The sequence below is a fragment of the Pantoea sp. SGAir0183 genome, assembly GCF_043545505.1.
The window spans coordinates 66,726-92,435 of sequence record NZ_CP028057.1; the positions used below are offsets into that span (position 1 = coordinate 66,726).

The window sequence follows — 25,710 nt, forward strand, 5'->3', positions numbered from 1 at the left end:
ATTAAAAATCTTATTTCGCCGCAAGGCGAAAAAATCAACAGACGGATAAAGTCGGCGAGAACGGGCATGGTTAAGCCTGGCGGAAAAGGCGATCAACCGGGATCGAAACCCATCTCAACGCTACCTGTTGCGAAATAAGCCTGTCTGTTTTGCTTTAAAAAACAGTCAAAGCATGCTCAGAATAGGTGACTCAAATCAGGCTGCGATCCCACGGCGTCTGGCAGATGAGATGACATCGTAACTGCCTGCATTCACAAGCAAAAACGGCGGATGCGCCGCCCGCTCTGGATAGCCTGTCTTGCTGGTGTTTAATTCAGGAGAATGACATACCGCACATACTAGCGCCTTAAGCTCTCGCCTCGTGCATTGCAGGTATGCTCGATACCGTTTTCTGGTAAATCCTTAATCATCGTGATTGCGTCAAATAGAGTGATATCCGCTAAAGGGCTGTCATAACTAAAAGGGTTAATTCATCACCAGTGCCTTCTTCAAATCCATCCCGCGATTTTGTTTATTGCAGAACAGATTAACGAACCCGTTAACTATCGCCGGATACCGTTAAACGTGATCCTTCTATTTTGTTGATAGCCTTACGCCAGTTTCAGTCGGACGATGTCGTGTGGCATTAAGTCGCAAGGCGTCGGGAAAACCGCACACTGCGCCCTTAGCCTCTGTACCGAACGCGCCGTGACCTTGCCAGGCATATTCTGCTTTAAAGACGACGGTGAATGAGCAGAAGTTTCATACGCAGGAAATTAAAACGCGCTTTGTTTTTCTGGTTTTGTTTACGCTAAGGGCAACGTGCAATGCCTGCCATAACCGTGACAATCGCTCAGGAAGAAAAAATGAAAGTACAAAAACTTGAACAACCTGCTTCGATCAGCACTCTCGAACCCTGGGGTACCGTTGAGGGATTACCTGGTTCACCTGAAATCGTGATCGCCGGGCTGCAGAAAGTCATTCCGGGCCATGAGAGTATTGATATGGGCATTTTTGAATGTTCGCCGGGCAGCTATCGTCGCGGCGTAAAGCAAGCGGAGATGATGCACTTCCTTTCCGGAACGGGATCTTTTACTGCTGATGGCGAAACACCACAGCATTTCAAACCCGGCGATACGTTGTTTTTTGAAGCAAATACGGAAGGCACATGGGTTATGGACACGACCATGCGTAAGCTCTACGTGATATTTGAAACCCCTTAATGACGCCGACGAACAGACTTTTTGGTTGCCCGGATAACGGACAATCAGGACAACATAAAGTCTACGGCATCACGGGCATGAAGGCTGGTGGTATCAAAGACAGGCAGAGCGCTTTGCGCCTCGGGAACCAGCAGACCGATTTCCGTGCAGCCGAAAATCACCGCCTGCGCGCCCTGATCGCGCAGCTGCGTGATCACATCAAGATAATACTGGCGTGCGCTTTCGGTAAATTTTCCCATGCAGAGTTCATCAAAAATGATGTGATTGAGGGTGGCGCGCTGCTCCGCCTCCGGCACGATCGTATTAATCGAAAACCGTTGCTGTAACCGCCCCAGATAAAAATCCTGCTCCATCGTATAGCGGGTGCCCAGCAAGGCGACTCGCGTCATCCCTCTGGCTGTTATCGCCCTGCCCGTGGCATCGGCAATGTGTAAAAAGGGAAGGTTGCAGTGGGCTTCTATATCGTCGGCAACCTTGTGCATCGTATTGGTACACAGCACGATGGCTTCGGCCCCGGCAAGTGCCAGTCCCCGGGCGGCTTCACCCAACTGCTTGCCTGCCTGTGCCCAGTTGCCCTCACGCTGACAGACTTCAATATCGTGAAAATCGACGCTGTGTAACAGCAGTCGTGCCGAGTGTAATCCGCCCAGTCTTTCCCGAATACCTTCATTGATGAAACGGTAATAAGGCAGCGTGGATTCCCAGCTCATCCCACCGATCAGTCCGATTGTTTTCATGTTCATCCTGTGTGCATGCCGTGCAGGTTCAGGCCCGCCTTACGCGTGCGCAGGCCTGAATGCAGGTTTAATGGTCTGCCGCAGCAATAAGGCCATCAGGTTTTTTTACCTTTTTCGCTGGCCTGCTGCAGTGCCGTGATAACGATGCCCGGGGTTAACACCTGCGGCAGAACGACAGGTTTTCCGCCATCCGCAGGGTAAACGACATACAGCGGCAATCCGCCGCGACCAAAGTCGCTAAGCGCCTGTTCGACATCAGGATTGTACTTCGTGGAGTCCGCAATCATATAGATGGTGTCCGTGCGCGCCATGGCTTGCTTAACCGCCTGCGTCGACAGGGAGGTGCGCTCGTTAACCTGACAGGTAATGCACCATGAGGCCGTAAAATTTACCAGAACGGGTTTGCCCTGACCTTTTATCGCCTCAACATTTTGAGGTGTCCATGCCACCGCGGCCGCGGCAACGGTATCGGGCGAATCCGGCGTTGTCGTGGCGGTTTTCAATGTTAACAACGGCGGAATTAACAGAACGACTATGGCGGCTGTAGCGATGTGTAATGCCCAGTGCCGCCTTCCCATCATCTGTCGCTTTTGCGCCATACCATACAGCCAGACGGCAAAACTCAGCACGAGGCAGCATGTCAGAATGGCCGCCAGGGCTGTTGAACCGGCCTGACGCTCCAGTACCCAAATCAACCACCCCGCCGCCCCCAGCATGGGAAAGGCGAGCCCGTGTTTGAGCGTGATCATCCAGGCACCCGGCGCAGGTAGCAGGCGGGCAAACACAGGGAAAAAGGAAATTAGTGTGAACGGTGCTGCAAACCCCAGCGCCAGTGAAAGGAAAATAACCACACTGATAACGGGAGGTTGCGTAAAGGCATAGCCGATGGCGCTGGCCATAAACGGCGCGCTACAGGGCGTGGCGACGACGATGGCCAGCGCGCCGGTGAGTGCCGATCCGGTTAGCCCTCCCCGCTCGCCTCCGACTTCACCCGCCCGCTGAAGGGATAAGCCAACCTCAAACAGGCCGAACAGGTTGAGGGCCGATGCCACCATGATTAGCACCAGTAAGGCTATCACCAGCGGCGATTGCAACTGAAAACCCCAGCCGACGGAAGCGCCCCCCATTCTTGCCAGTAACAGCACACTGACCAGCAGCACCATCGTGACAACCACACCCACCAGAAAAGCCAGCCCTTCGGCTCGCGCATGTGCGGGTTGGGCATTGTGGCGCAGCAGACTCAGGGCCTTCAGCGAGATCACCGGGAATACACAGGGCATGAGATTAAGAATAATGCCGCCCAGAAACGCGGCGGCGATAGCAGTCAACATGATGGCGCTGTCCAGATGTGAGATTAAGCCGGGTTAGCCTGACGGTATTTTTTCACGGCATCCAGGGTCTTCTGAATATGGGCCTCTGGATTTTTATCGGTGTAACTCAGCAAAATTTTGCCATCCGGCGCAATAACATACGATGTGCGATCAGACAGAGTTTTGCCTTTCATTTCCATCGTACTTTTGTATTCGGCCGCCACTTTGGCACCCGGATCGGCGGCGACGGTGAACTTATCGCGACACTCAAGCTGAGAGAATTTCGCAATCTGATCGGTATTACCTGCGGTCACGCCAATTACCGTTGCGCCCTGCTTTTTAAACTCATCGGTTGCTTCCGCAAAAGCATGCGCTTCCAGCGTGCAGCCGGCGCTGAACGCCGCCGGGAAGAAATAAAGTACAACCGGTCCTTTTTTCAGTGCCTGCTGTAAGGAGAAGGTCGTTTCTTTACCTGCCAGAGCCGCTTCCAGTTTAAAGTCCGGTGCGGTTTCTCCTGCGGCCAGCGCAGCAAACGCAGAAGTCACAGGCAGGCTTAACGCCAGCAGCGTCGCTGCCGTCAGCATTTTCAGGCGCTTCATTTGATGCATTCTTTTTCTCTCCATCGGCAAACAGGCAACAGTGCCTTATGCACATTAATACTAGATTCACTGGCAAAAAATGGAAATATTTAGCCGCATGGCCGGGCGGACAGAAAGGTCATGCACACGTACCCGGCAGATAAAATAAGATAGTCATATAACCGTTCTAATAGATATGCGGTTAGTAATATAAATGTGTGACAGAGCGTAACGGTCCGTCGGTCACGCCCGCGCTATATATCCGACCTGATAAGCGCGAGCCGGACAAGTGACGGCCTGCGGCGTTCGCCATAAGGTGAATGTCAGGCGCCGCCAGCCGCAGGCGTCCAGTGCGGACACCCGTGCCAGCGCGTTGTCCAGCGGCCGATGGTGAGTCAGTAGCGCGAGATCGCTGTAAGGTTGTACGGGGCTGATTTCACAGACGGCCCAACTCGCCTGGCTGATAGCCGTCGATATGTCGGCAGACAGCACCGGAAAGGTATCAATACGCGGCCAGCCAAAGGCCTGCGTCAACCTTTTGAACCCCTCGCTGGCTAAAAAGCGGTGCATACTGTCCGCATCCTGCCAGAGATAAAACGGGGCATAACTGTTTTCCTGGCCGTTCATATCGGCGCCCTTCTGCCAGGCGTAAAGAAAAGCTTTAAACAGCAGGCCTGGAAAGCCATCCATTTTTTTGCCGTTGTCAGCAATCCTGCGCTGAATGATTGTCATATCGTAGTCAGCGGGAAGAACAAAACGGTACTGCATCGCCAGCATATTTTTTCTCCTCAGCGTGATGAGATATCGGCCAGACTAAACACCTTGCCGTTGCCAAATGACCAGTCCTCGGGGTCACTGAAATTCACGACAACCATGACGTCAGCAGGATTAATGCCAATCGCCTTTACCAGACGCGCATTCAAATCTGCATAAAAAGCCTGCTTTTGTGCGAGGCTACGCGCTTTCCCTGCCGTAATGTGAAACAGAAGAAAGTCATCACTTCGGCCCGTCTGCGCGCTGCACAAATAGCGCCGATCAAAAATACGTGTATGCCGGTGATAACTGTCAAAGAACTGAAAACAATCCCCGTGCGGCACAGAAAAAGAGGTCTCGAGTGCGTCCTGTAACGCTGTGGAGATAGCCTCACGCCACTGTTCAATACGGTGTTCAGATATCGCAATACGACTGACGGGCATAGATATTCCTTACTCTGAGAGCGTGTTTTTAAAAACCGTGAGGGCGGAAACAGCCGCCGGCCAGCCGCAATAAAAGGCCAGGTGGGTCATCATTTCCGTGAGCTCAGCCTCAGAGAGGCCATTCTTGCGAGCCAGTTTCAGATGCCAGCTCAGTTGTTCGGGTCGGTTTAACGCAATAAGCGCACTGACAGTAATCAGACTTCTGTCTCGCGATGAAAGCCCGTCGCGCTGCCAGATATCGCCAAATAAAATGTCTTCACTCAACTCTGCCAGCCTGGGCGCGATCTCAGCCAGATTTTCGCGCGTTAACGGTATGGGGTTCATTTCTCTTTCCTTCTGGGGGTGTGATAAAAAGATAAAAGGCGGCGATGATTTATAAAATCAGAAATATTGGGACAAACAGTCCCGTTTTATGGGATGAATAAGAATGGCGAAAAGGCCCGTGACGTTTGATGCAGAAAGCCTGCGTACGTTTGTGACCGGTATTGAACTGGGGAGCTTTGCGTCTGCCGCGCAGCGCCTGGGCCGATCAACCTCGGCGGTGAGCGCTCAGCTAAAGAAACTGGAATACCAGGCGGGAGCAGCGCTGGTGCAGAAGTCAGGACGGCATCTGACGCTTACCGCGCAGGGCGAGATTATGCTTACCTATGCGCGCAGGCTGATGAGCCTGAATGACGAAGCCTGTGCCGCCATCAAGGCCAGCGGGATTGGCGGAGAAGTGCGGCTGGGTTTGCAGGAAGATTTTGGCGAAACATTGCTGCCTGCCGTTCTGGGTCAGTTTTCACGTGCGCATCCCGACGTGCAAATTTCAGCATCCGTAAGCCGCAATCAGCCCTTACTGACCGCAATACGCCAGCACGAGATTGACGTCGCCCTCTGCTGGCAAGGCGAGGAGTCGACAGCGCACAGTCAGTCACTTGGCGCGTTGCCGCTCAACTGGATCAGCGCAAAGGGTTTTGATGTCCAGAGTCTGCTGGAGGCTAAACAACCACTACCCTTGCTGGTCTTTGACGCGCCCTGCCTTATGCGTAGCGCCGCCACTGCGGCGTTAGACAGGGCAAATATTCCCTGGCGCATTGCGTTCACCAGCCGCAGTCTGAGCGGAATATGGGCCGCCGCAGAGGCGGGGCTGGGTATTACCTTGCGGACACAGATGGGCTTACCATCTTCGCTAACGTTGCTGACATCAGCTCTGCCGGAGATGGGCACGATTGGCGTCAGCCTGCACTGTGCTGAAAAACCGTTATCCCCTGCAGCCGCATCACTCTGCGAGTCGATCAAAGCGCACTTTGCTGGCCTGTGACGGACCGGAACGCTTTACCTCAGGCGCGGCATCACTGGTGTGAGTCGCTAATCAGTGCGACGAATTCACCCCGCCAGATGAATGAACAAGGTGATAGTGGTGAAGAAACTGGGGGTTTTCCTTATTAGACTGCACGTTAATCTCTGCCCTGCTGCCGCTTCTCGTTACGCTGTCACGGATAGCACACACTTCTGGCGGGCCGATGAAAGCGGGTTTTCCGCGAAAAGGTATGTTCGCAGATTATCTGCTGCTAACGCTATTTTGCCGCGAAAGTTGATGCCGGCACCCTGGCAGGAAATCGTTAAAGTATGATGTAACTAAAATGCATAACACAGCGCTCTTCGCGTTTCCCCTGCATCAGACACGCTGAACCCGCACCCACAAAACGCTAGCCCCGGCTGATTTCTCCACCAAAACCGGACACCCTGAGTTGGTCACCCGTGATATCAACCCACGCAAAGGGCACCGCTGTGGGGCCATCCAGCATGCCTTTCAGGGTGAAAAATTCCGTCCCGTCGATACAGGCATAACCTCCACGATGATCGTGCCCGGCAAAACAGGCGCGTACGCGATAACGTGTGAATAACGCCACCAGCGCGGGGGCATTCATCAGGCGGTGCGTGGTTACGGGTGCCAGCGGATAGTGGCCAAAAACAATCACGCTTTCCCGTGACTGTTGGGCAGCCTGTAGCTGCTGTTCAATCCAGTTGAATTGTTGCCTGCCAACGGCACCGTTCCAGGGCTGCGCCTGAGGCTGTTGGTCATGTTGCAGTTGCGCTAACAAGGCTGCGGCCTCTTCACGATCGCGGCCGTTGAGGGTATTACAGTACAGGCTCATATCGTTGCCATCGTAAACAACAAAGCGCCAACCGTTAAAACGAAAAGCGTAATAGCCTTTGGGTAAGGGAGCCTGATTATCTAGTCGTTCAGCGATGGTCTGCGCATCATGGTTGCCCAGTACCACGGCATGCGGATGCTGTAACCGGGCAAACACCGGCAGTATGGCGGCATAGCTTTGCCAGTGGCGATCCACCAGATCGCCCAGCGTCACCACAAAATCCAGCGGCTCCGCGTTGAATGCCTTGATGGCCTGGCTGAGTTTATTAAGGCCATTGCGGTAGTAAAGATTATTGCTGATATCCGGGTCCACATCAGCATACTGAGGATCGGCAAGCAGACCAAAACGGATGCCATTATCTCTGACGGGCAACGCACGTAACGATGGCGGCTGATACAGCGACGCAATATCCGCCAGCAAGGTACGTTGTGACGGGCTGAGAGTGTGCGGCGTTAACATGTTATTTTCCTTACCGAATGCCTGCGCGCATAAATGACTGGATAAACTGGCGCTGGAACACCAGAAACAACAGCAACAGCGGCAGCGTTGTCATGATCGTTGCCGCCCCAATCAGTGCCCATTGCACGCCCTGCTCCGGTGCCGAAAATAACTGCAGTCCTACCGTCAACGGACGGACTTTTACAGAATCCGTAATAACCAGCGGCCACAGAAAATCATTCCAGTGGAAACTAATGGAGACCAGTGCAAAAGCGATATAGATTGGCCTGGCCAGCGGAATATAGATTTCGCGCAGGATATAAAACCGACTGGCGCCCTCTACAATGGCCGCTTCTTCCAGCACCACAGGGATGCTTTTAAAGGTCTGGCGCAGCAAGAAAATCGCAAATGCTGAAGCAAAATACGGCAAGGCAATGCCGGTCAACGTATCGCGCAAGCCCAGCGCACCAATGGTTTTGTAATTATTCAGGATCAGGACATCCGGGCTTATCATCAGCTGTAACAGGATAAGCGCGAACAGAAAACCCGAATATTTCAGGCGAAACCTGACCAGCGCGTACGCCGCCATCGTGGCCAGGATAAGCTGACACAACACAATCATGACCACCAGCAATATGGTATTCAGGAAATAGCGGCCAAAGGGCGCGGCGTGCCAGGCATCCGTGAAATTTTGTAGCGTCAGGGGTGCCCACAGCGAGAAGCTTCCCTGATCGGCCGCCGGGTGAACCGCTACCCACAACGCCACCAGTATCGGTAACAACCACAGCAGCGCCGCCAGCCAGATAACCATATTCAGGCACAGTCGGCCCGCAGAGAATTCAGGCTTCATTGATAGTGCGCTCGCTTATCCAACAGGGAAAATTTCAGCACCGCAATCAGGGCTAAAATCAGCAGCAATACGACGGTCATCGCCGCTGCCGCAGGGAGATCCCAGTAGCTGAATGCCGTACGGTAGATATAAAACAGCAACAGACTGCTGCTGTTGTCCGGGCCACCGTTGGTCATCGCAATCACCTGATCGACGATACGAAATGCATTCATTGAGGCATTAATCAGCACGAACAACGTCGTCGGCATCAGTAACGGCCACTGGACGCGGCGAAAAAAATACCCCTTTGACGCCCCTTCGATTTGTGCTGCTTCGCTGAGGCGCGGATCGAGCTGCTGTAACGCAGCCAGATAAAAAATCATAAAAAAACCAGCCTCGCGCCAGACAGAAACGGCCATAAGGCACCCGAGCGTCGTGCCGGGTTCGCCGAGCCAGTTAACCGGTGCGACAGAAAACAGCGCAAGCAGCTTATTCAGAAGTCCCAGCTGTGGTGTGTAGAAAAACAGCCACAGATTGGCGATGGCTATCATCGGCAGCAGAGAGGGAATAAAGAAGGCTGCACGCACAGCGGCGTTACCCGCCAGCCGTCGGTTAACGGCCAGGGCCATCAGTAACGCCAGGGAAACCGCAAGCGGTATAGTGATCAAGGCATACAACAGGTTATTCCACAGCGACCGGATAAACACATCATCATCCAGCAGCGCAGCGTAGTTATCCAGCCCAACAAAGTAGGCCGGATGACCTGCACGGGCAGCGCTGAACAGGCTTTCCCACACCGTTGCCAGCGCAGGATAATGGGTAAACAGCAGCAGAAAACCCAGCGCCGGTAAAATCAGCAAATAGCCACACAGCTGAAGTGAACCGCGCCGCACACGCGGTGCGGGCGTTGCTGTTGCCGCCATGTTCATCGCCATCCCCTTACTGATAGGCCTTCAGTAAACGATCGGCCTGCTTCTGTGCCGCTTCCAGTGCCTCAGCCGGGGTTTTAGACTGCGTCACCGCCGCCTCAATGGCATGGTTCAGGGCTTCCTGTATCTGCACACTGTTGTAGGTAGAGAGTTCAGGCTGGGCATATTTCAGTTGTTCACGAGCGACCAGCGCCTGAGGAACCTGCTTCACATAGTCTTGCATCGCTGGCGTTTCCCATGCTGCCGGGGAGGTAGCGACATAGCCTGTCGCAATACTCCAGCGCGCCGCCTGCTCTGGCGCGGTGACCCAACGGATAAATTCCATGGCGGCTTTTTGCTGTTCTGGTGAAGCACTTTTGAAAACGTAGAGATTACCGCCGCCCGTTGGGCTGCCGCGCTGTGTTTTTTCAGGCAACATGGCAACACCAAACGGGAATTTGGCATTTTTGCGCACCACACTCAGGTTGCCGGTGGTGGTAACCATCATGGCCGTTTTGCCACTGAGGAAATCCTGTGGCGTCGTGCCCCAGGCAATCGCGCCTTTCGGGGAAACGCCCGCCTTCTGGCCTAAATCGGTCAGCCATTGCAGCGTTTCGACATTGTTGGGCGTATTAAAATAGACCGCCGTGCCCTTGCCGTTATCCAGATGCGCGCCGTTCGTGGCCGCAAAGCCCTGGAAAACCCAGTAACCATTGGGCGTCGTCGGGATTTCGATGCCCCACTGACTGACGTTATCGCCGTCTTTCACGACCAGTTTTTTACCGAAATCCACCACCTGCTGCCAGTTCGCAGGCGCTGTATCAGCAGCCAGACCCGCTTTTTCAAACGCCTGTTTATTCCAGTACAGCACCACCGTCGAGCGCTGAAAAGGCACGCCCCAGACTTTGCCGTTGATGTGGCGCAAAAAAGCGGGGTAAAAGCTGTCGATCCATTTTTTACTGGCGTCATCCTGAGCCAGATCGCTGGCCGCCACAATAGCCCCTGCATCCATCAGAGAGTAGGCTTCGATATCACCAATGACCGCCATTTGCGGCGCATTCCCGCCACGAAAGGCGGTTAAGGCTTTCGTAACCGTTGTGGCGTAGTCACCGGTATAAACAGGCTGAATGCTGATCTCAGGATGAATTTTTTCGAAATCGGCCACCAGCGCTTCCACGGTATGGCTGATCGCCCCTCCGACCGCGATAGGGTAATACATTTGCAGTTTGACCGGCTCGGCGGCAAAGACTGCCGTGCTCGTCGCGATAAGTAAGGCTGAAAGCAAACGTGACAGACGAATGGCTGGCATGATTTTCCCTTAGGTAAAAGTTAAACGGCGTATTGTTTGAAAGAGGCAGACATCTGCTGTTCAGCGTGTAAACAGCGTTTACCGCTCGCAGTGGAAAACAGGTATTGCTTATCGACAGGCCATTGCAGCCCGGTCAGATGACCTTCGTTAAAACGTTTCATGCCCGGCACGGTAACGGTTAAAACGGCCTGGCTGCCTGTTAGCTGACAGACTACTAACGTATCTGCGCCCATGTATTCGTAGTTCACGACGTTGGCAGTCAACCCCGCACTGTGAGGATCAATGAACTGGATATCTTCCGCCCTGATCCCCAGACTGAGCGCCGTCTCAGACGACTCGCTGACCACAGGCTGAGTGGGCTGGCTCAAAAAGTGCCTGCCGTTGACAGAGGTCAGCGGCAGAATATTCATGGGCGGCGCACCGATAAACTGCGCCGCAAAAATACTGGCCGGATTGTTATACAGGTTGTCTGGCGTATCATGCTGCTCAATCCGGCCATCATTCAGCAGAATGATGCGGTCAGCCATGCTCATCGCTTCCGTCTGATCGTGGGTGACATAGAGCATCGTCAGGCCCAGCGCTCTCTGCAGCGCACGAATTTCGCGACGCATACTTTGGCGCAGTTTCGCGTCCAGGTTAGAAAGGGGTTCATCCATCAGGCATAAGGTGTTGTTGGCAATCACGGCACGTCCGAGTGCAACGCGCTGTTGTTGGCCGCCCGAAAGCTGTGCAGGTAACCGATCCAGCAACGTCTCCAGTTCCATTAATTTGCTGACGCGGCTCAGGCGGCCAGCAAATGTCTGCCTGTTCTCGCCGCGCGCTTTTAAACCAAACAGCAAATTTTCGCGAACGCTGAGATGCGGAAACAGCGCATACGACTGAAAAACCATCGAAAGTTTGCGCTCTGATGGCGGCAGGTGCGTGATATCGCGATGACTGAAACTGACCGTTCCCTCATCCGCGGTTTCCAGTCCGGCGATCGTCCGAAGCAGCGTCGACTTACCGCAGCCTGACGGACCTAACAGCGCTACAAAGGTTCCTTCTTCCGCTTCGAAACAAATGTTATCCAGAGCAGTTTTTTCGCCCCAGCGTTTAGTGATGTTGTGAAGCGCCAAATGGCTCATAGCTTCGCCGCTCTGCCAATGAGAATGGCAGTAAGCTAGCGGAGCAAAATGAAAGATTTATGGCTGAAAAGTGTCAGCAGAATGACAGAACGTGATGTGATTATGGCGGCTAACGGTTCTGCAAGGTGCAGAGACGGTTAAGCGTTGTGCCGACAGGCTATCGACGCCCTTCGTGTCGTGCTGCTGACAGGACCTGATCTGATTCGTTTGAAGGCAGTTAACCTGTTTTGGCGGGTGAAAGCCAGTACGGTTAAAGAGCACAGCGCACTCTTTTGTTATCCTCACGACACGATTTTTAAAGGATGATGTCAGGAGAGATGATGAGCGAGATAATTAACCTGTTTACCCGTCACAAAAGCGAACGCAGCTTCACCGATCAGCCGGTCGATGATGCCATTCTGGATCGCATAATCAGCACTGCTTATCGCGCGCCTACCTCCGTAAACTCACAGCAGGTTTCTCTGGTGGTGACACGCGATCCGGCTAAACGCCAGGCTATCTCGCAAATCGCGGGCGGCCAACCGTGGATCGCTAAAGCCCCTGTCTTTATCACTGTGGTGCTGGATATGCATAAATCACGGATGGCGATGGCCGCCGTAGGCAAAGAGCAAATTGCCCAGCAGAGCATTGAAAGTATTGTTTCTGGCTCGACGGATGTGGGTATTGCCCTGGGAAGCATCATGGCTGCAGCCCGTTCAGAAGGGCTGGGCATTGTGCCGATTGGTGGTATCCGCCGCGATCCTGACGCCATGATCGAACTGCTTAACCTGCCAGAATATACCTTCCCGGTCGCAGGTGTGGTTATCGGCTATGTTGATCAACCCGCGTTTCAGAAGCCACGCCTGCCAATGCAGACTTTCCGTCATGAGGAAAGCTACCATACCGAAGGCCTGGAACAACAGATTGCCCACTATAACGCCGAGATGGTGCAGCACTGGAAAGATACAGGCCGCGCCGACGGCGAAAGCTGGAGTGACAGCGTGAGTGGCTATTACCAACACATCTATTTCCCCAAAGTCCTGCCCGCACTGCATAAGCAAGGCTTCGGTAGCGACAAGTAAGACACCACTGCCCGGAGCTAATCCGGGCAGCGGCACTGAATGGCGCGACGTTACAGACTAGCACCGTTTCGCCCTTCGTGTTTTGTCCGGTACAAGGCATCATCCGCACGCTTGATCAGTGATTCTGCATGCTCTGGCCCTTCGCCAGCCTCCGTAGCCGCCACCCCCGCACTGAGCGTAACGCAACCCGTTGTGAGCCCCGTTGAGACATGAGGTATGGCCCGTTGTCTGACGGTCTCGACCACACTTAAGGCAACGGTCAGCGCATCCCGGGCCGACGTATCGGCCAACACAATCGCAAATTCTTCGCCGCCATAACGGGCCGCGATATCCGTGCGACGTTGGGCAAACGTTTTCAGTATCTGGGCGACCTGCTGTAAGCATTCGTCACCTGACACATGGCCATAAGTATCGTTGTAGCGTTTAAAATAGTCGATATCGAAAAGGATCAGCGACACCGGCCCGCCGCTGCTGCGCGCATGGAGCAGGCTTTTTTTCAGGAATTGATCGAAATAGCGACGATTTGCCAGCCCTGTAAGCCCGTCCGCATTTGCCAGACTCTTCAGCGACAGATTCGCGGCGGTGAGCTCATCGCGAAGATGCGTCAGTTCAAGTTGATAACGCAGGCTGCGCCTGGCTTCATTCCGGATAAATATCCAGAGCAGAATAATGCCCACCAGCAATACAAGGCTCAGTAAAACCCCCTGCACGCGGCTTTGCATCCACTCTAAAAAAAGCCGTTTGGTATCAAATCCCGCGGTCACAACTACCGGATAACGGCTGGAGCTGACAAAACCAAATATTCGCTTTTCGCCATCCAGTTCGGCTTTCCACTGGCCGCTTCCGCGCTCGGCATTGGCTAATAACTGATGGAAAAGTGGACTGGAGGAGAGGTTTTTGCCGATATAGCTGTCTGGCAACGGGCGCGCATACAGCACCGTACTGTCTGCCAGCATAAGCACCAGTAAATCCTGCGGGCCGATAACAAAGTAATCGTAATAATGGCGGAAATAATCAATGCTAATCGTGGCGAGCAGCACACCTTTGAAGCCGCCATAGTCGTCATTAATCCGTAAGGATACCGGGATGACATAGCGTCCCGAGCTGCGGCTGCGGAGCGCCGGACCGACATGCACGCTGCTACGAAGATTATGTTGATGGAAAATAAAATACTCCCGGTCAGCATTGTTATTTCCTTTGGGCATCTCAGTAAGCGAACTGGCTATCCATCGCCCTTGTGAGTCAAAGTAAAACATGTCCTCCAGTTGAGGAAGACGACTTTGTAAGGTGCGCATGATGTTATTGACTTCCGCCACGTCAATATCCGTTCCGGGCTGGGACTGAATAACGCGCTGTACCTCGCGCAGAGAAAGTTCGATTTGCAAAAAGGTATCTTCTGCCTGACGGGCCTGTGCGACAGAGAGATCAATCGCACGCTCCTCGGTTGACCGGACGGTTCTCTGCCAGTCCATGTGCAGCGTCCAGGCATTAACCACAATCACGCCCAGCGTCAGTAAACTACAGGCCAGCGTTATGCTTCTGAGCAGCGGGGAAAGGCGCATCATTGCAGCATCTTTTTTACGACGTAATTCCATGCCGGTTTACCGTTTTTTCGCTATGGGATACCGCAACATATCAGAAATGACATGTTAACAATGACAACCACACAGGCCATTTCTGCCAACTGTGTTTAGTGTAGATGACGGTTACGCTTTCACGCGCATGCTGTGCATGTCAGCGAGAGGAAAGAGAATCTTCTCCGGCGGTGGAAGCATAATGCGGCAGGGCGAGTGAGCTGATTATCAGGTTTCCCCTCTGCCATCAGAGACAGAGGGGAAGATGCCTTAACGTCGACGACGCCACCACCAAAACAGCCCCCCAATGACCACCAGCACGCCTGCGACCATCGCCCCCCGGACCAGCGGCAGCAGCAGTGAAGGCTCACCGCCCTGACGCAATGCTTTCACGCGCGCCGGAGTGATGCGCACTGCACTGTTGCCGATGTCCTGCATCACGTAGTTCGTGACATCGGCAATTTGTGTGTCATTTAAGGTCTTGGCAAAACTGAGCATGCCCTGCCCTTTTGCAGGCCAGACACCGTCCAGTATGACCATCGCCACGTTATCCGCATTGGGTTTCTCCAGTACCGGATGTTTGGTTAAGGCAGGCAGGCCGTTAAGTCCCTGTCCTTCCAAGTTATGGCAGGATGCGCAGTTATTACGGTAAATCTGCTCGCCGTCCGTCATATCCGATAACATATCAGGTGTATCGTCCCCGGTGACGGGCGTCAGACCGACAGTGGGCTCCTCGCTGTCGGCATCGGCATCCGTGCTGTCGTCTTCGTGATCGACAGCAGGCAACAGGTAGGTCGCGATAGCGGCCCGATCGTCCGGCGTCATCCGCGAAAAACTTTTGTCGATGGCTTCCAGCATCGGACCGGCCGCCGTTGCACCATTATCGGCGTGACCGCTGGCGAGATAGGCTGCCAGCGACTCGCGTGACCACTGATCGTCACTTTGTAACGCAGCAGACGTAATCGCTGGCGCATACCAGGTCCCGAGAGAAGCGCCCTGTAACGATTTATCCGACTCCTCCGCCATCAGGAAATTACGTGGCGTATGGCAGGTGCTGCAGTGGGTTAACCCTTCCACCAGATACGCGCCGCGATTCCATTCAGCAGACTGGCTGGGAACGGGAGTAAAAGGCTTGCCGTCAAGGAACAGAAGATTCCACGCCGCCATGCTGAAGCGGAGATTAAACGGAAACGGCAACGCCGTTTTTTCTGGCTGTGTATCATCTGCTTTTACACCGTACATAAAATAGGCATAAAGCGCGGAGATATCGCTGTCGTTAATCCGGGCATAGGCGGTATACGGCATGGCCGGATAAAGATAGCTGCCATCCGCGCGAATGCCCTTGCGTAAGGCATCGGCAAACTGCTTCTCACTGTAGTGACCAATGCCTGCCGTTTTTGAAGGCGTAATGTTGGTACTGAAGATGATCCCTAACGGGCTGCCAATCGCATGGCCACCGGTAAACGGTGCTTTGCCCTCTTCTGTATGGCAGGCCGCGCAGTCCCCGGCTACGGCAAGGTATTCTCCCCGCTTAATAAGATCGCCCTGGCTTTCGGCATGCGCAGTGGTCTGCATGAGGCTGAGCATAAGGGCAATCGGCGGCACCAGGCGCCTCAGTAACTTATCCATGCTGCGTCTCCTGCAAAATTTTATCAGCCGTGCGCAACGCAAGCGCCATGGCGGTCAGTGTGACATTACAGGTTCCGACCGTGGGCATCACGCCAGTGCCCACCATAAACAGGTTTTCATGATCGTGCGCCCGTCCCCAGGCATCCGTGACGCTGATAGCGGGATCCAGGCCCATCGACAACGTGCCAGTAATATGTTGGCGATTAGAAAATTTGCCGCTTTTACTGTGGCGAATATTGGTCGCGCCCAGCTTTGCGGCAATCGCGTCATAACATTCACGGGTTTTCGCCGTGCCCTTTTGCACATACTCGTCCACATTCCAGTACAGTGCCGGGGTAGGCAGCCCCAGAGCATCTTTGTTACTGCTTAACGTGACGCGGTTGGTGGGATCCGGGAGCTGTTCCAGGGCATTCTTTATGCTGAGACGACGTGCCGCACGGAAGCGAATCTGTTCCTGAAGTTTTTTGCCAAAATAGCCTTCCTCCAGCACTTCTTTCGTCACCGCGGCGACCTGCGAGGCATTGGAAATATCCAGACGGAATGGCGCGTGTTCACGACGGAACTTACCGTCCCTGAACTGCCCGATTGAGCACGGGCTGACGGGGCCGCGTCCGGGCCAGATTTCTTCATCCACATCAAACGTCACGCCAATCGCGGGGTGATCGCAGAGGTTACGGCCCACAGTGTCCCGGGCATTGCCGATGCCCTGTGGGAATCTCTCGCTGGTGGACATCAGCAGCAGCTTAGGCGTTTCAATCGCATTGGCCGCCAGAACAAATGTCTGCGCCGTCACGCGATGGCGGGTTTTATTCCAGTCATAATAGTTTGCGGCCACAATCCGCCCCTGCGCATCGTGCTCAAGTTGATAAACGACAGCTTCAGTGATTACCTGTACGCCGCTGTCTTCCGCCTGCTGAGCGGCCAGGCCACCGTGATACTGCGCGTCAATGGGGCACACGGGCATGCAGTTATTGTTTCCACAGCAGGCCGGTCGGCCATCGTAACTTCGGCTGTTGCGACCGGTACTGTCATCCAGTACGGTGAAGTCTGGCGCGAGTCGGGCTGTGACACGTTGCTGCAACCAGGAGGCTGGCACCCGTTCCATCGGAAACGGCTTACTGCGAGGCGAGCCGTTGTCCGGCGATCCGCCGACGCCAGCGATGACTTCGGCTTCATAGTAATAAGGTTCCAGATCCTGATAGCTAATCGGCCAGTCTTTTCCCACGCCATACAGCGAATGTTGCTGAAAATCATTCGGGACAAAGCGCCACAACTGAGCCGCCCAGTGCCAGCTGGTGCCGCCAAAAATACGAATATATTGCGCATTAAATGCCTGAGGACCCAGTTGCTGCAGATAATCATTGGGTTCTGGGGTATAGCGCGGTTGGGGTGCCATCGGTGAAAAGGGGTACGGTGACATAAAGTCAGACTTAAAGGCAGAACTGCGGAAGCGCTCCACCAGTTCTCCACGGCTGACCTTAGGTCCGGATTCAAGCAGGATAACGGACTTTCCGGCTTTCGCCAGACGCGTCGCCAGCAACGCGCCATTCACGCCTGCACCGATAACGACCACATCAGCCGAATTATTCTTCTTCATGGATAACATTACTCTTGAAAAGGGTCACGGTTGGCTCGCCCAACTGCCACAGACGCCATAGGAGAAGCTCGGTGGAACCAGTTTGTCGTTAACGACCCGATTCGCAAGCGTGTTGATATAGGTGATATAGCGCGCATTTTTGCCTTTGCCGACAATGCCGGTATACCAGCTGCTCAGAATCGCCCCGGCCAGTCTGGCGCTCGCCGCCTCAGTTTCAGCAAACTGCAGGCGTGCCTGTTGTAACAGGTCGGGCTGATGCGTTAACAGGTTGCTGAGATGAAAAAGTGCCGCGCTGAAGTTTTTCTGCGTCTGACTGAACGCATCAAACAGCGCACTGCCTACCGTGTCATTGAGCTCGTTCTGTTGTGTCAGTTGCTGTGAAACCAGCATAAACACATCAAGGGCATCTGCCTGCATGTTCGGTTGCGCGGCGTTGAGAGGCGCCAAAGGGAACAGATGGCCGGTCGCGCTGGCCACAACGACAAGCCCAACCATCTTCAGCACGCGTCGGCGTGAATAGTGATTCATCATATTATCCAGTCAAAAAGCTGCCTTTCTCTGGCAGCAAATCCTTCTTTGGCATACGAATAGTGTGTTGCCAGAATGCAATGCGTCCTGGATGCTTTGCCTTACGTCATCGCTAAACTTGACGAAGTGATGACTGCGACGACCTGCTCTGATTAACTCTATCGACAAGCCAGCCACTGTCCTTTACGTTACGCATGCAAGAAATCTTTTTCCTGTTAGCGGCAAACCCAGCATGATGCTTTGTGATCCTTCAACAGCGCCTGGACAGCGTTATCCTGTTGGCAGTAGTTAAACCAGATGGTTATTTGGGTTATGAATATATTAAATGGATAGTAAACAAATTTGATACGAAGCGGTACTGACCGTTGAGACGGGTGAGGTGTGTGAACCTGTTACGTCAGGCTGTCCTGCGCGTTGTGCCGGCGGCAAGCTGATCTCTTTTTCCAGTCGGTTATTTAGCCGGCCAGACAAGGCTTTATTTTTGTGTGAGAATCCCGGCAGGAAACATGCCAGGCTTAGCAAAATGATCGGGCAACCGACGCCCGTCCAGAACGCAATTGCCAGCAACACGATGGCGGCACCGCTGATGGGACGACGGATGTTATTAAGACAGGCAAATGCAGCTCAAAAAAGTCGACAAACTCACGTGACAGCGTCACACGGATAGCAATCGTTGAGGCATTACGCTTCGCGTTGCGCCACGACCACCGGCACCGCCAACTCTACATAGATCCGTGCAAAAATTCGGGTTTCCACGCTACGCCTTGCCGCACCGTTTCCCACATTGTAAAGGCCATTACCGCATGAAGCATGGCCTGGAGCGCATGTCCGGTGATAATGGCACTAATCGCGAACCCGGCTAACAGCGGGTAAAGCAAACAGGAGACATTTTCCGCCATGACCCGCAACAGGGTGAGAGTCAACTTTTTACTGTGACGTCGCCCCAGCGTTTTCAGGGTTGCAATGGCGGTATGTGGCGCGGTATTCGGTAGTGTCGCTCTGGAAGAACACATGATTTTCTTTTCGTAAACTGTTAAAACTGAGCGGTCGCTCAAGTACCAGCGCATCATAATTGCGTGATTGCTCAAAGTTAATTCAGGAGTCAGGATGCACGCATCAACACAAACCGCCGGGGAAACACTGAAAGAAAAAATTCTGGCGGGCGCCGTCGCGCTTTTTCTTGAAAAGGGGCTCGAAAAGGCCACCACACGCGAGCTCACCGCGACGCTGGGCATTTCACGCAGTCATATCTATCACTATTTTCCTGACTGGCACACGCTGACCTTAACGGCGCTGGAGCGCTTTATGCAGGGCGAACTCGACGACTTCGCCCGTGAACTGACCGCGCTGGATCCTGAGCAGCAACTATACTGTTTAATCGAAGGACATATTCCTGATGCGGCGGATTCCGGCTGGCAACTTTATGCTTCAGTGTGGCAGATGGCTGGGCATCACGATGATTATGCCGGACTGGCCGAAAAAATTACGGCCGGCTGGGATGCCCTGCTGTGTCGCATTCTTGAGGCTGGCGTCGCACAGGGATACTTTCGGATTGAGGATGTTGCGCGCAGCGCGCGTCAGCTCAACGCCATGCTGAATGGCTATGCCGATCTGCTCAGTATTAAGTCTTCGCCTGAGAGAGTCGAGCAGGTGATGTCTGATATTCATCACTTTGTAAAACTGCTGCGTTAACCGCATCCGCAACAACAGCGTGGCGTTGACGCCCACCGACATTAAAGGAATGTTAAATAGAAGTTATAATTATATTTACTCTTATCCTTATATTGTTTCATCTCTATGGCGCACGTTTTACATTTTGATGGTTGATTAATCTCAAATTTTATCGCTTATCCGCACCGAAACGGTTGCTAACACACTTTATTTTTACTTAGTAAAACGCATGCGTGATCCGATAAGCGCGTGTTTTTTGGCACTTTATTGATTATCTGTTTTAAGAAAAGTTGCTTACTTAGTGACGAAATTAACGGTAAGCAACTGTTTTATATAACAAATGAATTAATAAAAAGACATAAAATTAATCATTGAGTCCTGTGTTAAAAAACAATATATTGGCCGCGTTTTTAACATGAGTTCTAAATTTTATTCACTTATCCAACTGCAGCGTGATGCCACGCCCGGTTGTAGGAGAGATATGATGACGGATAAAGTCCGTATTGATAGTTTGAATGCGAATACATTAAACGGTAACAATGAGTCTTATCTGGCCCGCCAGGCCGAGTTTGAATCAAATGTTCGAAGTTATCCGCGTAAATTGCCGTTAGCGATCGCAAAAGCTAATGGTGTCTGGATCACAGACGTTGAGAACAAACAGTATCTTGACTGTCTTGCCGGTGCCGGAACGCTTGCGTTGGGTCATAATCATCCTGACGTACTGCAAAGCATCCAAAATGTCATTACCAGCGGCTTGCCGTTACATACTCTCGATCTGACCACGCCATTAAAAGACGCGTTCTCAGAATATTTGCTCTCTCTGTTACCGGGTCAGGGCAAAGAGTACTGCCTGCAGTTCACTGGTCCTTCTGGTGCGGACGCAGTTGAAGCCGCGCTGAAACTGGCGAAAAAACACACGGGCCGTTCAGGCGTGATCAGCTTCTCCGGCGGTTATCATGGCATGACCCACGGTGCGCTTTCAGTGACAGGTAATCTGTCACCGAAAGAAGCCGTGGACGGCATGATGCCGGAAGTGCAGTTCATGCCTTATCCGCACCTTTACCGTTGCCCGCTGGGCATTGGCGGCGAAGCCGGTGTTAAAGCGCTGACCTACTACTTCGAAAACCTGATCAACGACGTTGAAAGTGGCGTACGTAAACCGGCTGCGGTCATCCTGGAAGCCGTTCAGGGTGAAGGCGGCGTCAATCCTGCGCCAGCAGAGTGGCTGCAACGTATCCGTAAAGTCACCCAGGAGCACGGCATTCTGCTGATCCTGGATGAGGTTCAGGCCGGATTTGCCCGTACCGGTAAATTCTTTGCCTTTGAACACGCCGGCATTGAACCCGACATTATCGTTATGTCAAAAGCCGTCGGTGGCGGTTTGCCATTAGCCGTACTGGGTATTAAAAAGCAATTTGATGCCTGGTCGCCTGGCCACCATACCGGTACATTCCGTGGCAACCAACTGGCCATGGCAACCGGTCTGACAACGTTGAAATTGCTGAAAGAAAACAACATCGCTGACAGCGTGGCAGAAAAAGGTGAGTGGCTGAAAGGCAAACTGGCCGAGCTGCAAAAACGTTATCCGGCGATTGGCAACGTCCGTGGTCTGGGTTTGATGATCGGTATCGAAATGGTCAAACCAAACGAAGCACAGGATCACATGGGCTGCTACCCGGCTGACGGCGATCTGTCTGCGCTGGTGCAGAAAAAATGCTTCGAAAATGGTCTGATTCTGGAGCGTGGCGGCCGCCACGGCAGCGTATTACGTCTGCTGCCTTCTCTGCTGATCAACCATGATGAGCTTCAGGTTTTCCTGGATAAGTTTGAAAACGCCCTGCTTGCCGCAGGCGTCGAAGCAGTTTAAGTGGAGTAAGTTCGATGTCACGGTCAAATCCTATTCTGGCGTCCTCGGTGCAAAGCACCGAGGCTTATCAGCAGGCTATCGCTCAAAGCAGCGCGGCCGTTGTTAAGTGGCTGGAACAGCCTGAAATGTATCAGGGCAAAACGGTTGCAGAACTCCGCGAACGCATCAAGCTGGACTTTAATCCAGAAGGCCTGGGTAACCAGGCCGCCATTGAGCGCGCGATTGAGTATTTCCTGAAAGACAGCCTGTCTGTTCATCATCCACAGTGTGTTGCGCATTTACATTGCCCAAGTCTGGTTATCAGCCAGGCCGCTGAAGTACTGATCAACGCCACGAACCAGAGTATGGACTCGTGGGATCAGGCACCTTCTGCCACGCTTATCGAAATGAAGCTGATCGAGTGGTTGCGCGAGCAGGTTGGTTATCAGGCGGGTGATGCAGGCGTCTTTACCAGTGGCGGCACGCAGAGCAATCTGATGGGGCTGATGCTGGCACGCGATGCCTTCTTTGCCCGTCAGGGTCATTCCGTGCAGCAGGACGGCCTGACTGGCGATCTGAAAAAAATCAAAGTTTTCTGTTCGGAAAACGCGCACTTCTCAGTGCAGAAAAATATGGCCCTGCTCGGCTTAGGCTACCAGTCGGTCACGTTGGTGAAATGCGACGAGTTTGCGCGCATGGATATGACGGACCTGGCTCAGAAACTGGCACAGGCCAAAGCCAACAACGAGCAGGTGCTGGCGATTGTCGCGACGGCGGGCACAACGGATGCGGGTGCTATCGATCCGTTACGTGAGATCGTCAGGCTGGCGGCTGAGCAGCACATCTGGGTTCACGTTGATGCGGCCTGGGGCGGCGCGCTGCTGCTGTCCGAGAAATATCGTCATTACCTGGATGGTCTGGATCTGGTGGATTCCGTTACGCTGGATTTCCATAAACAATTCTTCCAGACAATCAGCTGTGGCGCTTTCCTGTTAAAAGAAGCCCGTCACTATGAGCTGATGCGCTATCAGGCCGCTTACCTGAACTCTGAATTTGATGAGGCACAGGGCGTACCAAACCTGGTATCAAAATCTCTGCAAACCACGCGTCGTTTCGATGCGCTGAAGCTGTGGATGGGACTGGAAGCGCTGGGCCAGAAACAGTATGCCGAAATTATCGATCACGGCGTCACGCTGGCACAGCAGGTTGCGCAGTTTATTGAACAGCAGGATGCGCTGGAGCTGGTAATGAAACCTCAGCTGGCGAGCGTCCTGTTCCGTTATCGCCCACATCAGTCCGCGGGCTGGAGCGATGCTGACATTGCGCTGTTCAACCAGCGCATCGGCGATACATTGCTGGAATCCGGCCGGGCCAATGTCGGCGTGACCGAGCATAACGGTATGACCTGCCTGAAAATGACGTTGTTGAACCCAACGGTGACCCTGGAGGACATTACTGTCCTGCTGGCACTCCTGGAGAAAACAGCACAGTCATTGCTGTAAGCCTTTCTTATTCTGCCTGACTCAGGCCGGTAATTTTTACCGGCCTTATTTATTTGTGAAGACTGTCCGCAAGGCTTAGCGTGCCGGTGGACAATGTCGCCCCACAGCGCCCCTGACTGAACTGACTTGCGCCACGCAGCATCGTGCTGCAGGATAAGACTTTTACAGCATTTACCGGAAAGACTATGACCGCTCACGTCTCTAACGATCCCCTGCACGGTATTACACTTGAAATGCAGGTCAACAGCCTGGTGGCACGATATGGCTGGGCTGAACTGAGCAAGCGTATCAATATTAACTGTTTTAAAAACGATCCCAGTGTGAAGTCCAGCCTGAAGTTTCTTCGCCGGACGCCCTGGGCGCGTGCTGAAGTGGAAGCCCTGTACCTGGCTTCACGGGATGACGCGCAACTGGATTCCGCACCGTCATCCGATGAAGATCCGTGGTCCAGTTGGCGCCGTGATAAAACCTGATAAAGATTGCGCGCATGCTTCAGACGTAAAAAAGCCCGCGTCATCACTGACGCGGGCTTTTTCAGATTATGGCATTACAGCGCCATATCGTGCTTCGCTGGTTCAGGTGTTTTATCACTTTTCGCCGCGGGAGCTTCAGCAGGCTTAGTGCCCATGTTAATAACCGGTGGCTTCGTCAGCTGCAGCGTTGCAGCCGTTTCATCCCACACCTGCTGTGTCAGTGCAGGATTGTCGTTCAGTTTCTGACCGTAAGCAGGAACAATTTTACGGATTTTTTCCTGCCATTCCGCAGACTTGAATTGCTCCGGGAACAGTTTCTGCATAACGTTAATCGCAATAGGTGCAGCGGTTGATGCGCCTGGCGATGCGCCCAGCAGTGCAGCAACGGTTTTCTGCTGATCGGTCACGATTTCTGTACCGAGTTTCAGCACGCCACCTTTCTCTGCATCTTTCTTGATGATCTGTACACGTTGACCGGCCTGGATCAGCGTCCAGTCTTCTTTCTTCGCATCAGGATAGTATTCTCTCAGCGCAGCAAAGCGGTCATCATCGCTCAACATGACCTGACCAATCAGGTATTTCACCAGATCGAAGTTATCCAGGCCCACATGGGTCATTGGCATAAAGTTGTGAGTCGTCGTCGAGCTCAGCAAGTCAAACAGCGAACCGTTTTTCAGGAACTTGGTTGAGAACGTGGCAAAAGGTCCAAACAACACGACACGTTTGCCATCGAAGTAGCGTGTATCAAGATGTGGAACGGACATCGGTGGCGCACCCACAGAAGCCTGACCGTAAACTTTGGCTAAATGACGCTCAGCAATCTGCGGGTTTTTGGTGACCAGGAATGAGCCGCCAACCGGGAAACCTGCATAATTATCCGCTTCGGGAATGCCGGTTTTTTGCAGTAACTTCAGCGCACCGCCGCCCGCGCCGATGAACACATATTTTGCGTCTACCGTGCGTTCGCCGCCATTTTTGGCATCTTTGATGGTCACGTGCCAGGAGTTATCGCTGTTACGTTTGAAGTCAGTGACTTCAGAAGACGTTTCCAGACGGAAATTATCATGTTTCTTCAGGCTACCAATCAACTGACGGGTAATTTCACCGTAGTTAACGTCGGTCCCGACAGGCGTCCAGGTTGCCGCCACTTTTTGTTGAGGGTCGCGACCTTCCATCACCAGAGGTGCCCACTGCGCAATCTGTTTGTGATCGGTAGAGAACTGCATACCCTGGAACAGGACGGTTTTCTGCAATGCCGCGTAGCGCTTAGTCAGATAATCCACATTATCGCCCCATACAAAACTCATATGCGGCGTAGAGTTGATAAATGAACGCGGGTTATTTAACACGCCGTCTTTCACCTGAGAACTCCAGAACTGGCGGGAGATCATAAAGGCTTCGTTAATTTCCAGCGCTTTGGTCACGTCAATAGAACCATCAGCACGCTCAGGCGTGTAGTTCAGTTCCATATTGGCGGAGTGGCCGGTACCGGCATTATTCCAGCCATTCGAGGATTCAAGTGCCACACCATCAAGCTTCTCAACCATGATCTGTTTCCAGCCCGGTTGTAGCTCTTCCAGCAGGGTGCCCAGAGAAGCACTCATGATACCGCCGCCGATCAGCAGAACGTCTGTTTTTTCTGGTGAATTTTCAGCATGGGTGACTGAAGAAACGAGTAACGCTGCAAGCGAAAGTGCAGGTACGAATTTAGTTGATTTAATCATTCGGAATCTACAATTAACGTGGAGAAGTAGTTAAAAAAAGTCCCGAAAGTTTAAAATATTGTTATTGCGTAGTTAATGTGAAAATAGTTAAAAAATTAAAAGCTTCATTATTTCGATTAATTTAGTTACAAAAGGTTAACTTCATTATCGATATATTTTAACCACACAATAAAGGGGCGTTTTGCAATATACAATGCCCTAAGGCAAATATTTTCAGCGCGCGGTGATGAGAAATGATGCGACAGCTTTTACTCGCAGGAAGGCTAAAACACAAAGAGGAAAGCGCGCCGTTCCAGATAAGATATTACGGATAGTGAGTCTCTCAATGGTGAT

At 53.0% G+C, this 25,710-nt stretch carries 23 protein-coding genes and 1 pseudogene; 7 read left to right on the plus strand and 17 right to left on the minus strand.

The window, feature by feature from the left end:
• Positions 1–845 precede the first annotated feature (845 nt).
• Positions 846–1,202, plus strand: a complete 357-nt coding sequence (locus C1N59_RS20890; RefSeq protein WP_164483355.1) for a cupin domain-containing protein — start codon at positions 846–848, stop codon at positions 1,200–1,202.
• A 44-nt stretch (positions 1,203–1,246) separates the two neighbouring features.
• Here the strand turns inward: C1N59_RS20890 and C1N59_RS20895 are convergent, their stop codons facing one another.
• The 6 genes from C1N59_RS20895 to C1N59_RS20920 all read right to left on the minus strand — a co-directional run bounded on the left by C1N59_RS20895 (position 1,247) and on the right by C1N59_RS20920 (position 5,347).
• Positions 1,247–1,939, minus strand: coding sequence for an aspartate/glutamate racemase (locus C1N59_RS20895; protein WP_006122091.1), 693 nt, complete (start codon positions 1,937–1,939; stop codon positions 1,247–1,249).
• A 95-nt stretch (positions 1,940–2,034) separates the two neighbouring features.
• Positions 2,035–3,270, minus strand: coding sequence for a protein-disulfide reductase DsbD family protein (locus tag C1N59_RS20900; protein WP_394551226.1), 1,236 nt, complete (start codon positions 3,268–3,270; stop codon positions 2,035–2,037).
• 23 nt (positions 3,271–3,293) lie between these two features.
• Positions 3,294–3,857: a peroxiredoxin gene (locus tag C1N59_RS20905; RefSeq protein WP_033742266.1), complete on the minus strand. Its 564-nt coding sequence runs from the start codon at positions 3,855–3,857 to the stop codon at positions 3,294–3,296.
• A gap of 213 nt (positions 3,858–4,070) precedes the next feature.
• The gene (locus C1N59_RS20910) at positions 4,071–4,604 is read right to left on the minus strand and encodes a DUF4865 family protein (RefSeq protein ID WP_033742267.1); all 534 of its coding nucleotides are present in this window, start codon (positions 4,602–4,604) and stop codon (positions 4,071–4,073) included.
• 11 nt (positions 4,605–4,615) lie between these two features.
• Positions 4,616–5,023, minus strand: coding sequence for a tautomerase family protein (locus C1N59_RS20915; RefSeq protein WP_277284808.1), 408 nt, complete (start codon positions 5,021–5,023; stop codon positions 4,616–4,618).
• 9 nt (positions 5,024–5,032) lie between these two features.
• The gene (locus C1N59_RS20920) at positions 5,033–5,347 is read right to left on the minus strand and encodes a carboxymuconolactone decarboxylase family protein (RefSeq protein ID WP_394551229.1); all 315 of its coding nucleotides are present in this window, start codon (positions 5,345–5,347) and stop codon (positions 5,033–5,035) included.
• 103 nt (positions 5,348–5,450) lie between these two features.
• Between C1N59_RS20920 and C1N59_RS20925 the strand changes: the two genes are divergently transcribed.
• The gene (locus C1N59_RS20925; RefSeq protein WP_394551231.1) at positions 5,451–6,326 is read left to right on the plus strand and encodes a LysR substrate-binding domain-containing protein; all 876 of its coding nucleotides are present in this window, start codon (positions 5,451–5,453) and stop codon (positions 6,324–6,326) included.
• A gap of 388 nt (positions 6,327–6,714) precedes the next feature.
• Here C1N59_RS20925 and C1N59_RS20930 read toward each other — a convergent pair whose 3' ends face one another.
• The 5 genes from C1N59_RS20930 to C1N59_RS20950 are packed head-to-tail and all read right to left on the minus strand — an operon-like array spanning position 6,715 to position 11,772.
• Entirely contained in the window at positions 6,715–7,623 is a 909-nt protein-coding gene (locus C1N59_RS20930) for a metallophosphoesterase (RefSeq protein WP_033742271.1), read from the minus strand.
• A 10-nt stretch (positions 7,624–7,633) separates the two neighbouring features.
• The gene (locus C1N59_RS20935) at positions 7,634–8,452 is read right to left on the minus strand and encodes a carbohydrate ABC transporter permease (RefSeq protein WP_394551233.1); all 819 of its coding nucleotides are present in this window, start codon (positions 8,450–8,452) and stop codon (positions 7,634–7,636) included.
• Complete coding sequence (locus C1N59_RS20940; RefSeq protein ID WP_394551235.1) at positions 8,449–9,366, minus strand: carbohydrate ABC transporter permease; 918 nt, start codon at positions 9,364–9,366, stop codon at positions 8,449–8,451. Before C1N59_RS20940 ends, C1N59_RS20935 begins: the two co-directional genes overlap by 4 nt.
• Positions 9,367–9,370: 4 nt before the next feature.
• Positions 9,371–10,648, minus strand: coding sequence for an ABC transporter substrate-binding protein (locus C1N59_RS20945; protein WP_394551237.1), 1,278 nt, complete (start codon positions 10,646–10,648; stop codon positions 9,371–9,373).
• Between the two features lie 20 nt (positions 10,649–10,668).
• Positions 10,669–11,772: an ABC transporter ATP-binding protein gene (locus tag C1N59_RS20950; RefSeq protein WP_394551239.1), complete on the minus strand. Its 1,104-nt coding sequence runs from the start codon at positions 11,770–11,772 to the stop codon at positions 10,669–10,671.
• Positions 11,773–12,092: 320 nt separating this feature from the next.
• On the opposite strand from C1N59_RS20950, the gene C1N59_RS20955 reads away from it, so the two are divergent.
• Entirely contained in the window at positions 12,093–12,833 is a 741-nt protein-coding gene (locus C1N59_RS20955; protein ID WP_054687887.1) for a nitroreductase family protein, read from the plus strand.
• Positions 12,834–12,883: 50 nt separating this feature from the next.
• On the opposite strand, the gene C1N59_RS20960 is transcribed toward C1N59_RS20955, so the two are convergent.
• The 5 genes and pseudogenes from C1N59_RS20960 to C1N59_RS20980 all read right to left on the minus strand — a co-directional run.
• Complete coding sequence (locus tag C1N59_RS20960; protein WP_394551241.1) at positions 12,884–14,428, minus strand: sensor domain-containing diguanylate cyclase; 1,545 nt, start codon at positions 14,426–14,428, stop codon at positions 12,884–12,886.
• A gap of 249 nt (positions 14,429–14,677) precedes the next feature.
• Positions 14,678–16,036 (minus strand): c-type cytochrome, encoded by a 1,359-nt coding sequence (locus tag C1N59_RS20965; RefSeq protein WP_394551243.1) that lies wholly within the window; start codon positions 16,034–16,036, stop codon positions 14,678–14,680.
• The gene (locus tag C1N59_RS20970; RefSeq protein ID WP_394551245.1) at positions 16,029–17,633 is read right to left on the minus strand and encodes a GMC family oxidoreductase; all 1,605 of its coding nucleotides are present in this window, start codon (positions 17,631–17,633) and stop codon (positions 16,029–16,031) included. Before C1N59_RS20970 ends, C1N59_RS20965 begins: the two co-directional genes overlap by 8 nt.
• 24 nt (positions 17,634–17,657) lie before the next feature.
• The gene (locus tag C1N59_RS20975) at positions 17,658–18,161 is read right to left on the minus strand and encodes a sugar dehydrogenase complex small subunit (protein ID WP_394551293.1); all 504 of its coding nucleotides are present in this window, start codon (positions 18,159–18,161) and stop codon (positions 17,658–17,660) included.
• A gap of 429 nt (positions 18,162–18,590) precedes the next feature.
• Positions 18,591–19,174, minus strand: a pseudogene (locus tag C1N59_RS20980) (ABC transporter six-transmembrane domain-containing protein); the annotation flags it as partial.
• A 94-nt stretch (positions 19,175–19,268) separates the two neighbouring features.
• Here C1N59_RS20980 and C1N59_RS20985 point away from each other — a divergent pair.
• The 4 genes from C1N59_RS20985 to C1N59_RS21000 all read left to right on the plus strand — a co-directional run bounded on the left by C1N59_RS20985 (position 19,269) and on the right by C1N59_RS21000 (position 23,653).
• Positions 19,269–19,853: a TetR/AcrR family transcriptional regulator gene (locus tag C1N59_RS20985; protein WP_394551247.1), complete on the plus strand. Its 585-nt coding sequence runs from the start codon at positions 19,269–19,271 to the stop codon at positions 19,851–19,853.
• A 463-nt stretch (positions 19,854–20,316) separates the two neighbouring features.
• Positions 20,317–21,699, plus strand: a complete 1,383-nt coding sequence (locus C1N59_RS20990; protein WP_039339318.1) for a diaminobutyrate--2-oxoglutarate transaminase — start codon at positions 20,317–20,319, stop codon at positions 21,697–21,699.
• Positions 21,700–21,713: 14 nt separating this feature from the next.
• A complete protein-coding gene (locus tag C1N59_RS20995) occupies positions 21,714–23,180 on the plus strand; it encodes a pyridoxal phosphate-dependent decarboxylase family protein (RefSeq protein ID WP_205952995.1) in 1,467 nt (488 codons plus the stop codon).
• Between the two features lie 185 nt (positions 23,181–23,365).
• Positions 23,366–23,653: a VF530 family protein gene (locus tag C1N59_RS21000; protein WP_205951454.1), complete on the plus strand. Its 288-nt coding sequence runs from the start codon at positions 23,366–23,368 to the stop codon at positions 23,651–23,653.
• A 74-nt stretch (positions 23,654–23,727) separates the two neighbouring features.
• Here the strand turns inward: C1N59_RS21000 and mqo are convergent, their stop codons facing one another.
• Complete coding sequence (mqo, locus tag C1N59_RS21005) at positions 23,728–25,377, minus strand: malate dehydrogenase (quinone) (RefSeq protein WP_006122074.1); 1,650 nt, start codon at positions 25,375–25,377, stop codon at positions 23,728–23,730.
• Between the last annotated feature and the right edge of the window lie 333 nt (positions 25,378–25,710).